Genomic DNA, 9,770 nt, shown 5'->3' on the forward strand with positions numbered 1-9,770 from the left:
CATGTGCCGTTGGCCGAGGAATGTCCGGTCCGTCCGGTGTGCGGCCAGTCGACGCAATGGTCGATCAGTCGATGGGTTGGTCGATGACGGTGGCGCCGAGGTCGGACTGCAGCAACGCCATCGCGGCCGCCTCACCCGACAGCGACGCGCCTGGGTACGCCGGCGCGTCATCGTCGCCGGCCGAGGGCTCATCGTCGATGTCGCAGTGGCCGGCAGCCGACGACGCTGGTGGTACCGACGACGCTGGTGGTACCGACGTCACCGGTGCCGGTGCCGGTGGTGTGGCCGAGGACGATTCACGGGGCGCGGGCGAACGTCGTGCCACGTCAGGGCCGGCGTGGGCGGTGGCACGACCCTCCCCCGTGGCGCGTGCACCCGGCCGGTCGGCGGGCGTTGCCCCTGGTCGGACGGTCGTCGCCTCATGACGGATCTGCCCGGCCGTCGGGGTAGGCGCCGAAGGTCCGCCGGAGGCCATGGCTCGTCCGGTCGGGCGGTGCACAGGTGCCGGTGGTCCCGATTGGGTTGCCGGCGGCGGTGTGGCGACGGCTACAGCGTGCACCGGCCCGGCCGAGGCTCGCGGTGAGCTGGACCCGGCCGGTTCCGGCCCGGAAGTCCCGTCCGGACGGCCTGGCCGACTGTTCCCACCAGGGGTCCAGGGCACGCCGGTGCCCCCCGGCGCACCGGGTGGCCCCCCCGCGGCTGCGATGGTGACCCGCCAGGTGCCGCCCAGAATCTCTGTCAGGGCGGCGCGGAGGACCTCGACATTGCTGCCCTGACCGAACATCCGAGCGATCGTCGCGACCGTGAACGCGAGGATGACTTCGTCCCCACGAACATCCGCGACCGAGGCGTACTCCTGGAGTAGGGCGTGCGTGGCGGGCTTGCGCGACCGGGCCGCGCGGAGCACGTCGTCCCAGGCTGCTCGCAGTCGTCCCGCATCGGTACCGCCACCGCCACCGCCGGCATCGGCACCGCCGGCACCGCCACCGTCGGTTGATCGCGTTGCGGCGGGGGAGTGCGGTCCGGGTGCTGATTGTGCGCGGACCTCGCCAGTCCCGGAAACCCGGGCCGGGGTCGGCGGTTGCGCCGGGCCGGCCGACGGTCCCGGGCCGGTCGTCGTCGTCGCATCATCATCATCATGTGATGGACCGGTGATGCCGCCGGCCTCCGCCCGCCGTTCCAACCGTTCGAGGCGGACCAGCAACGCCGACGGGTCAGATCCGGCAGCGGGCAGCAACGCCCGTGCCATGACCAGTTCGAGCAGGAGGCGCGGGCTGGTCGTCCCGCGCATCTCCTTGAGACCTGCGTGTACCACGTCCGCGGCCCGGGAAAGCTCGGCCGGGCCCATCCGGCCGCACTGGTCGCGCATCCGTTCGATCTGGTCGAGTGAGTAGTTCTCCAGCAGCCCCTTGGCGGGCGCGTCCGGCACGGCCGCGAAGACGATCAGATCCCGTAGGCGTTCCAGCAGGTCCATGGCGAATCGCCGGGGGTCGTGGCCGGAGGAGACGACCTTGTCGACAACGGTGAACGAGGTGGCGCCGTCCCGTGCGGCAAGGGCGTCGACCGCTTCGTCCAGCAGGACGCCGTCGGTCAGCCCGAGTAACGCTACCGCCCGATCGTAGCCAAGGCCATCCGGCCCCGCGCCGGCGAGCAGCTGGTCGAGTACGGACAGCGAGTCGCGGACGGAGCCTGCGCCGGCTCGTACCACCAGCGGTAGTACCGCCGGATCGACGTCAACCCCTTCCGACGTGCAGACGGACGTGAGGTGGTCGCGCAGCGCGCCGGGTGGAACGAGTCGGAACGCGTAGTGGTGAGTCCGGGAGCGGATGGTGGCGATGACCTTGTCGGGTTCGGTGGTCGCGAACACGAACTTCAGGTAGGGCGGTGGTTCCTCGACGACCTTGAGTAGGGCGTTGAAAGCCGCCGCGGTGACCATGTGGGCCTCGTCGACGACATACACCTTGAACCGCGCCGAGGCCGGCGCGAAGAACGCGCGTTCCCGCAGGTCGCGGGCATCGTCCACAAGCCCGTGGGAGGCGGCGTCGATCTCGGTGACGTCCATGGACACACCGCGTCGGATCGACACGCACTGCTCGCACACCCCGCACGGCTCGGGTGTCGGCCCGTTCACGCAGTTCAGGGATGCGGCAAGGATGCGCGCGGACGACGTCTTGCCGCAGCCGCGCGGACCGCTGAACAGGTAGGCGTGGTGCAGGCGGCCGGTCCGCAACGCCTGCATGAGGGCACCGGTCACGTGCTCCTGACCGACGACCTGGGCGAAGGTCGCTGGACGGTACCGGTTGTACAACGCGCCGCTCACATGATCACCGACCTGTTCCGTCGATCACTCGCTACGTCAGCACGCTGGGCGTTGCCCGGGATCAAGGCCGTCGCCGGGTTCGCGGCCCCCGCGAAGAGGACGACCCCTCGCACACCCGCCAGAGCCTGCTTACCCTTGCTGCCTTCCGGCCCTGGGGGGGTTCACGAGGGTGACGCCGCGCGAGGGGTCTGCCAGTGAGTCTAAGGCCTGTCGGATGGATCTTCAGCAGCGCATCGGTGGCTCGAAAGCCGCCATCAGTCAGGCATACTCACCGAAAGCCATCCATATGGTCGGTCGGGACGGCTGGCCGAATGCCTTGCGTGTGAAGGTGGTGGCATCCCGACCAGCAACGATGTCCAGGAAGTGCCGGTGAGGTCCAACATGAGCGTCAGCATCCGCAACCAGATTGCCGGAACCGTAACCGTCATCACGTCCGGTGCGGCGATGGCAACGGTCAAGATCCGCCTGGTCGGCGGTCCGGAGGTGACCGCCGCGGTTACCGTGGAGTCGATCAATGATCTTGATCTCGCTGAAGGCTCCCAGGTTCGGATCATGGTCAAGTCCACCGAGGTCGCGCTGGCCACGGGTCCCGTGTCGGGCCTGAGTATCCGCAACCGGATTCCCGGCACGATCGTCGCGATCGACGAGGGCGATGCGATGGCGGTGGTGAAGCTTGTCATCGACGGGGGTGACGAGATCACTGCGGCGATCACGAAGGCGGCCGTCGTCGACCTCGGCCTTGACCGGGGTGTCGCGGTCACGGCGCTGATCAAATCCACGGAGATCTCGATCGCATCCCTCTGAACCGGTAGGGATCTTGCTGGCCGTCGGTTCCGTTGCCCGTGGATCCGATAGGCTTGGCAACGGAGGATTCGCCTAGTGGCCTAGGGCGCACGCTTGGAAAGCGTGTTGGGGGCAACCCCTCGAGAGTTCGAATCTCTCATCCTCCGCCGTGTGCCGGTGGCAGTCAGGGCTTGTTGGTGATTGACGCCTCCAGGATCTGTATTGCGGGCTGTATTACAATGAGCCTTATGGCTACGATTACGTTTCGTACAGACGAGGACGTCGACCGGGCCCTGGCTGACCTCACAGTCGGTGAACGGGATCGGTCCCAGGTGATCCGTGAGGCGATCCTCTCCGCGTGGCGTGCGCGTCAGGCCGAGCGGTTGGTCGCTGAGGCTGAAGCTCTTGCCGCAGACCCGGCCGACCGGGCTGAGGCGCGGGCTGTGCTTTCGGACATGGAGCCACTGCGTGCGTGGTGACGTCTACCAGATGCGAGCTCCTCGTGACGCGCGTGGCCACGAACAACGAGGTAACCGGTACGCCGTCATCGTGCAGTCCGATCTGCTGCCGTTGTCGACCTGGCTGGTGGCCCCTACTTCCACCAGCGCACGGCCGGCATCCTTTCGGCCCGAGGTCGAGATCGACAATCAGGCGACCCGTGTCCTGGTCGAGCAAACGGCGGCGGTCGACCCTGAGCGTCTGGGTCGATTCGTCGGCCAGCTGTCCGCAGTCGAGATGGCTGACGTCGACACTGCATTACGCACTGCACTCGGGTTGAACTGATCTCTACACGGCTACGAGATTGACCCGATCAGCATGCCGGCGGCGGCTCTTGCCTCGTCGTCGCCAATGGGCACAATCCGTAGCCCTGACAGGATCCAGTTGAGCCGGGCCGGCGGTGCCGTCAGGCCGGAGCGAAGATGTCGGCGGCGGTGACGGTGAGGACTCCCGCTGGTGGGTTCCGGATCTCCTCGCGGGCGCAGAGAGCAAGGCGCACCGCTTCGGGATGGTCCGTCACATCTGGGCCGGCAGCTGGGCCGGCAGCTGGGCCGGCAGCTGGGCCGGCATTTGGGCCGGCATCGTCATGATCCGGTAGCTGCGCCGCGGGCCGGCCGACCCGCAACGCACGGGTCTTCTCCCGTAGGTCGGCGGCGAGTCTGCGGCCGTCAACGCTGCGTGCCCATTTCGCCGCACCGGCCAGCACCGGACGCCGTTCCCGGCCGGCGAGGACGACCGCGTCGATCTCGTCCTGACCGCCGGTTCCCCAGTAGGGCCCGATCGCCACGACGTCCGGCCCCAGCGAACCGGAGACCGCGAGCCGCCGCAGATGCTCCCGGAACGCCTCTTCCCAGGGCAGACCGAAATGGTCATCGAGGCTTGTGACCAGGACGGGCAGCAGAGCCTCCCCGAGACCGCGGTCGATCTCGGCACGGAACCGGGAAAGCACCCCGAGATAGAAGGCGAGGAAGTTGTCAGCGATGCGGTAGACCCGGCGCCGGCTGCGGGCGGTGTCGGTCACCGGCATGACCCGGTCGACGAGCCGCAGCTCGATGAGCCGGTCCAGGGTGCGGGCCGGCTCAGCCCGGATATGATCCTTGATCTCGTTGTACTGCGTGCGGCCCGCGGCGATGGCATGCAGCACCGCCGCCGGGTACTCACCGTGTTCCACCTCGGTTGCCAGCACGAGTTGTCCCTCGGTGAGCAGCGACGCCCCCGGCCGGCAGGCCAGTCGCCGCAGGTTGTCGGTGACGTCCGCGTTCTGGTCCCACCAGGACAGGTACAGCGGTACTCCGCCGACCAGCCCGTACACGAGGGCTCGGTTGGCCGGGGTGAGCTCGGGCAGCATCAGGGCGGCCTCGTGCGGGCGGAACGGATGCAGCGACAGTGACAGGTCGAACCGACCGTAGAGCGGCGCCCGTTGTTCCTGCAACGCGGTCATGTGCCGCACTGCCGACCCGCACAGCAGCAGTCGTAGCTGTGTCCTGCCCGCCACGCGGTCGAGAAAGGCCCGCAGCACTCCTGGGAGGTCCGGCGATGTCGCGACAATCTCTGGGAACTCGTCCAGGACGACGAGAAGCGGCTCGCGTTCCGCTGCCACCGCCAAGTCGTCCAAGGCGTCGTCCCAGTCGGAATACGGGCGCGTGAGCAGGTCCCGGAACCGTCCGGGGATGCCGGCCGCGACCTGGCGGGACAGCTGCGCCAGTTCTCCTGATGCGGCACGACCGGCACCCGTATGAAAGATCGACCGCCGTCCGTCGGCGAACCGGTGCAACAGGGCGGTTTTACCGACTCTGCGTCGTCCCCATATCACCGCTGGTCGTGGATGGGTCGAGGTCCACCAGCGCTCCAGCGCGGCAAGCTCCTCGACGCGATTGACGAACGCCATTCCGCCCCTGCTTACCTCGCACGCTACTTACATCACCTGTAACTTACCTCGGATGTCAGTAGGCCACCGGGCGGACAGCAGGGTGTCCCGGTCCCCGATCCAGGACGTCAGCAGGACGGTCGTGAGCGGCTCAGCTCTTAAGGCCCAGTACCTCGGCCGCTTCGGGATCGCTGTCGGCGAGGAAGTCCCGGCAGCGGGCGGCCTCCTCGGCCTCACCGATGGCGGCGGCGGCGCGACTGAGCGCCGCGAGCGCGCGTAGGAAGCCCTGGTTGGCCTCGTGGGACCACGGGATCGGCCCATGCCCGTGCCAGCCGGCGCGACGAAGCTGGTCCAAGCCGCGGTGGTATCCGGTCCGTGCGTAGGCGTAGGCCGTGACCGCCGCACCTGCCTCCAGGGCGCGCTCGGCCAGCATCGCCCAGGCGAGGCTTGAGTCCGGGAAGCGACCGGCGACCGTCTCCGCGGTCTCGCCGGCGTCGAGCGCTTTGGCGGCAGCCGGATCGAGAGTGAGTTTTGTCGGGGGCGGACCGTCAAGAAGATCCGGCCGTCCAGGGGAGGTCGTCATGGGGTCCATCCTGCCGGATCCCGGTTGCACTGTGCCGAGTGGGGATCGGTCAGAACAGGTTCTCACGCGGCGGACCCGGTGGGAGGGGGGTGGGCCATCGGGTCCGCCGCGGAATCAGGGTTCGAGGGCGAATCCACCTTCGAACAGTCATAGGATGTTACAGGATACGAACCTTTGGGATCACAGGGCGGACGGGCTGGTGACGGTGATGTCCCAGAGGTTCTTACCGACCACACCGGCCTGTCCGTCGTCGACCCGTGTCAGGTAGCTGTACAGCGATGCCAGGCCCTGGGACTCGCCGCCGAAGCGGCCGTCCACCTGCAGAATGAATTTCTTCTCGCGCATCGTGTTCTGCCAGACGTAGGCGTCAGCGCGCACCTCTCCGGCCAGAGCGGTGGAAAGCGTCGTACCGGTGAAGTTCGACGATTCCAGTTGCGCCTTCGCGCGGTCCAAGGTCATTGCGGGCTGTACCGGGGCGATCGCCTGCTGGACTGCCGCGACGTTGGGCACCGTTGCCGGCACCGTTGTCGGCACCTGCGGCGCCGGGCCGTTGTTGGTCAGGCCCATCTTGACCGAGCAGGACGGCCACGGGGACCAGCCGCGAGAGTTGTAGAGCTTGTGGGCTGCGTCGTCCTGCAGCGCCGGCGGGGCGTCACTGGGGAGGCCGGAATAGCCGAGACCGTGCCAGGTTCCGGCGTCGAACTGGTACGCGCCGTAGAACCCGTTACCGGTATTGATGTGATAGTTGCCGCCGGACTCACACTGGCGGAGTTTGGTGAAGTCGTCGGCGGTCGCGGCGCCTGCGGGACTGGCCGCGACGGCGAGACCACTGCCCACGAGTGCTGTGACAGCACCGGTGGTACGCAGGACCTTGACTGCGGTGGACGACTGTTGCGGGGCTCGGTGCCTGCCAACAGACGGCATGTGGGTCGGTCCTTCCCGTCGCCTACGAGGTGAGCTGTCGGGTGCGGGCTGGGAACATGCCCGGCCGGTGACGCCGATGAGCGTCGCCTGCTTTACCCCAAGGACACCGGTGGCCGGTATCCGGATGTGGTTCCCCCGATCCCGTCCGTGCGGCTTCGCGATAGGTCCTGCCGCGGCGGGCGGGGACGGGATTCGGCGTCCGTCCGCGCGGCCTCGCCGATCTGGCGAGTGGGGAGGACTCTAGCGAGCCTGGCCCTTTCGAAGCAAATCGGGGGTGTCGGATGAACTACACGGACCTGGCTTTCACCACCCGAATGGGCTACATGGCCCAAAGACAACACTCTACCCGGCGATTGGGGTGACCCCGATGGGGGGTCGTTTGTGCTGGCTTTTCGTAACACCGAGTGATCGGGCCGGTCGCCGTAGTGCTTTTCTGTTGTGTTTGTTGTCACGCAGGTGGGACCGACCCGACTCGTCCTCGCGGGGTCTATATCAGTTCGCGGCCGTCAGCTGCCGGCTGTTCAGCTGAAGGTGACCCCCCAGGTCTCCGGCCCACAGATTCCGTCGACCGCCAGGCCCTTGTCGGCCTGCAGGCGGCTGGCCGCGCCGGCCGACTCAGGTCCATACCGACCGTCAATTTGGATCTTGTAGCCAAGACTGTTCATCTGGTGCTGCCACGACCGAACGTCCGACCGCACCTGATCGACGAGGTCGGCGGTAAGGGGCATCGCATCAGCGGAGTTCGACGAGATGTCCGTGCTCACCGTGCGCCATTGCCAGCGCGAGGAACCGCTCCTGCCGTACGAGGGTGCCGGCGACGAGTCGGTGTCGGATGAGCTCGAGTCCGATGCGCTGGTGTCCGGTGCATCCCTGCTGCTGTCGGCGCCCGATGCGCCGGGACTTGCGGTGCCGGCCGGGTTGGTGCCGACTGGGCTGGTACCGACTGGGCTGGTACCGCCCCCGAGTTGGTCGGCGCCCATGCCCTTGCCGCAGGCAGGCCACTGGCCGAAGCCGGCGCGGGCGGCGAGCTTGATCGCGGCTGCATCCTGGGTGCCGGGGGCCGCGCTGCTGGGCAGGCCGGTGAAGCCCAGGCCCTGCCAGGTGCCCAGCGAGAACTGGTAAGCGCCGTAGTAGCCGTTGCCGCTGTTCGCCCCGTAGTCACCGCCGGACTCGCATTGGCGAAGCCCCTCCCAGGTCGTGGCGGCGCTGGCCGGTTGGGACATCGCGATGCCGCCACTGATCGCGGCGACCAGGGCCGGGGTCACCACCATGGCCCGGGTGCGGATCCGAGCCCGGCGAACTCCACGATGTCGGCCACGAGAACGTGTACTGGACATATTGGTAATGCCCTTCCCCACGCCTGCGAGGTGAGCTGTCGGATTCGGGCTGGGACTGCCCGGCCGCTTTCACGGCTTCACCCCGAGGACGCCCGATATCGACGTCCGAAAGTGGGTCCCCCGTTCCTGCCGCAAGTTTGGTTTTCGTCGAGCGAGGGCAGGATTCGGCGTGCCGCCCGACGTGTCCCCATCGTATCGACGGGCACGGCGCAGACCATAACCAGAATTGCTGGTGGCTGAACAAGCCGTGAATGCGGTTCGTGACTATGCGCACATCGCGCTGTCCACTCTTGCCGTTCCTCGAGATCGACTGCTAACGCGCGCATGCATGCGCTCAGCTTGCTTGCAGGCGGCCGAAGGAGGCGCGAAAAGCGATGTCGCGCCTCCTTCGGCCGGATGGGTCAGCTGGTCAGCGAATGCCCCGCCGAGCGTAGGTCTGCGCAGGCCTGCGCGACACGGGCGGCCATACCGGACTCGGCTGCCTTGCCGTAGCTGCGTGGGTCGTACTGCTTTTTCACACCTACTTCGCCGTCCACTTTCAGTACGCCGGCGTAGTTCTTGAAGACATGGTCGGCGATCGGCCGGGTGTATGCGTACTGGGTATCGGTGTCCACATTCATCTTGACAACGCCGTAGTCCAGCGTCTCGCGGATTTCGGCCAGGTCGGAACCACTACCGCCGTGAAACACCAGGTCGAAGGGCTTGGCGTCGACTGGCAGACCGAGCTGCTGCGCGACATACTGCTGCCCGTCCCGAAGGATGCCCGGACGGAGTTTCACATTGCCCGGCTTGTATACACCGTGCACATTTCCGAAGGTTGCGGCGAGCATGTAGCGGCCCCGTTCGCCGGTGCCGAGAACCTCGGCGGTGCGCCACATGTCCGTCGGCGTGGTGTAAAGTTTCTCGTCGATCGCACCGACGACACCGTCCTCCTCGCCGCCGACGACACCGATCTCCACCTCCAGGACGATCTTGGCCTGGTGGCATTCGATCAGGAGGCCGTCGGCAATTTTGAGATTCTCCTCCAGCTCGACTGCCGATCCATCCCACATATGTGAGTGGAACAGCGGATCCCGCCCTTCGCGGAGAACCCGGTCCTTGGAGATCGCAAGCAGGGGGCGCAGATAGGTGTCGAGTTTGTCCGCGGGGCAGTGGTCGGTGTGCAGGGCGATATTGACCGGATACGCTTTGGCGACATGGTGGGCGAACTCGGCGAGTGCTTGCGCGCCGAGGACCATGTTCTTCACCCGGGTGCCGGAGAGGAACTCGGCACCGCCGGTGGAGACCTGCACGATGCCGTCGCTGCCGGCATCGGCGAAGCCCTTCAGGGCTGCATTCAGGGTCTCCGACGACGTAACGTTGATCGCCGGGTAGGCGAATGCCTCGGTCTTGGCCCGGTCAAGCATCTGTGCGTAGACGTCCGGGGTGGCGATGGGCATGGTTGTGGCTCCTGTGGGC

General features: G+C 67.4%; 9 protein-coding genes, 1 tRNA gene, 1 other RNA gene and 2 riboswitches. Of the genes, 4 read left to right on the forward strand and 7 right to left on the reverse strand.

Translation table 11 applies throughout. The annotated features are described in order from the left end of the window. Positions 1 to 64: 64 nt before the first annotated feature. Positions 65 to 2,320, reverse strand: a complete 2,256-nt coding sequence (locus U9977_RS08905) for a DNA polymerase III subunit gamma and tau (RefSeq protein WP_322748720.1) — start codon at positions 2,318 to 2,320, stop codon at positions 65 to 67. A 95-nt stretch (positions 2,321 to 2,415) separates the two neighbouring features. Beyond that, positions 2,416 to 2,512: signal recognition particle sRNA small type (gene ffs, locus U9977_RS08910), an RNA gene on the reverse strand. 189 nt (positions 2,513 to 2,701) lie between these two features. On the opposite strand from ffs, the gene U9977_RS08915 reads away from it, so the two are divergent. The 4 genes from U9977_RS08915 to U9977_RS08930 all read left to right on the forward strand — a co-directional run bounded on the left by U9977_RS08915 (position 2,702) and on the right by U9977_RS08930 (position 3,886). Continuing rightward, positions 2,702 to 3,124 carry a TOBE domain-containing protein gene (locus U9977_RS08915; protein WP_322748721.1) on the forward strand — a complete coding sequence of 141 codons (423 nt, stop codon included), beginning with the start codon at positions 2,702 to 2,704 and terminating at the stop codon, positions 3,122 to 3,124. Positions 3,125 to 3,185: 61 nt separating this feature from the next. Further along, a tRNA-Ser gene (locus U9977_RS08920) sits at positions 3,186 to 3,270 on the forward strand. An 81-nt stretch (positions 3,271 to 3,351) separates the two neighbouring features. After that, positions 3,352 to 3,582 carry a hypothetical protein gene (locus tag U9977_RS08925; RefSeq protein WP_322748722.1) on the forward strand — a complete coding sequence of 77 codons (231 nt, stop codon included), beginning with the start codon at positions 3,352 to 3,354 and terminating at the stop codon, positions 3,580 to 3,582. Further along, positions 3,572 to 3,886: a type II toxin-antitoxin system PemK/MazF family toxin gene (locus tag U9977_RS08930; protein WP_322748723.1), complete on the forward strand. Its 315-nt coding sequence runs from the start codon at positions 3,572 to 3,574 to the stop codon at positions 3,884 to 3,886. Before U9977_RS08925 ends, U9977_RS08930 begins: the two co-directional genes overlap by 11 nt. Before the next feature lie 121 nt (positions 3,887 to 4,007). On the opposite strand, the gene U9977_RS08935 is transcribed toward U9977_RS08930, so the two are convergent. The 5 genes from U9977_RS08935 to fbaA all read right to left on the reverse strand — a co-directional run bounded on the left by U9977_RS08935 (position 4,008) and on the right by fbaA (position 9,751). Further along, on the reverse strand, positions 4,008 to 5,489 hold the full coding sequence (locus U9977_RS08935; protein ID WP_322748724.1) for an ATP-binding protein: 1,482 nt from the start codon (positions 5,487 to 5,489) through the stop codon (positions 4,008 to 4,010). Between the two features lie 130 nt (positions 5,490 to 5,619). Beyond that, the gene (locus U9977_RS08940; protein ID WP_322748725.1) at positions 5,620 to 6,051 is read right to left on the reverse strand and encodes a DUF3151 domain-containing protein; all 432 of its coding nucleotides are present in this window, start codon (positions 6,049 to 6,051) and stop codon (positions 5,620 to 5,622) included. Between the two features lie 180 nt (positions 6,052 to 6,231). After that, positions 6,232 to 6,975 (reverse strand): transglycosylase family protein, encoded by a 744-nt coding sequence (locus tag U9977_RS08945; protein WP_322748726.1) that lies wholly within the window; start codon positions 6,973 to 6,975, stop codon positions 6,232 to 6,234. A gap of 5 nt (positions 6,976 to 6,980) precedes the next feature. Continuing rightward, positions 6,981 to 7,145: riboswitch (cyclic di-AMP (ydaO/yuaA leader) on the reverse strand. A 351-nt stretch (positions 7,146 to 7,496) separates the two neighbouring features. Then, the gene (locus tag U9977_RS08950) at positions 7,497 to 8,246 is read right to left on the reverse strand and encodes a transglycosylase family protein (protein ID WP_322748727.1); all 750 of its coding nucleotides are present in this window, start codon (positions 8,244 to 8,246) and stop codon (positions 7,497 to 7,499) included. A gap of 71 nt (positions 8,247 to 8,317) precedes the next feature. Further along, a riboswitch (cyclic di-AMP (ydaO/yuaA leader) is annotated at positions 8,318 to 8,490 on the reverse strand. Between the two features lie 223 nt (positions 8,491 to 8,713). Beyond that, positions 8,714 to 9,751 carry a class II fructose-bisphosphate aldolase gene (gene fbaA / locus U9977_RS08955; RefSeq protein WP_322748730.1) on the reverse strand — a complete coding sequence of 346 codons (1,038 nt, stop codon included), beginning with the start codon at positions 9,749 to 9,751 and terminating at the stop codon, positions 8,714 to 8,716. Positions 9,752 to 9,770 lie beyond the last annotated feature (19 nt).

Origin of the sequence: Protofrankia sp. Cas8, from assembly GCF_963555845.1 — a bacterium.
Lineage (GTDB): Bacteria > Actinomycetota > Actinomycetes > Frankiales > Frankiaceae > Protofrankia.

Coding starts and splice junctions, on each gene's coding strand:
- U9977_RS08915 (WP_322748721.1), top strand. CDS start 2,702: ATGAGCGTCAGCATCCGCAACCAGATTGCCGGAACCGTAACCGTCATC.
- U9977_RS08925 (WP_322748722.1), top strand. CDS start 3,352: ATGGCTACGATTACGTTTCGTACAGACGAGGACGTCGACCGGGCCCTG.
- U9977_RS08935 (WP_322748724.1), bottom strand. CDS start 5,489: ATGGCGTTCGTCAATCGCGTCGAGGAGCTTGCCGCGCTGGAGCGCTGG.
- U9977_RS08940 (WP_322748725.1), bottom strand. CDS start 6,051: ATGACGACCTCCCCTGGACGGCCGGATCTTCTTGACGGTCCGCCCCCG.
- U9977_RS08945 (WP_322748726.1), bottom strand. CDS start 6,975: ATGCCGTCTGTTGGCAGGCACCGAGCCCCGCAACAGTCGTCCACCGCA.
- U9977_RS08950 (WP_322748727.1), bottom strand. CDS start 8,246: ATGGTGGTGACCCCGGCCCTGGTCGCCGCGATCAGTGGCGGCATCGCG.
- fbaA (WP_322748730.1), bottom strand. CDS start 9,751: ATGCCCATCGCCACCCCGGACGTCTACGCACAGATGCTTGACCGGGCC.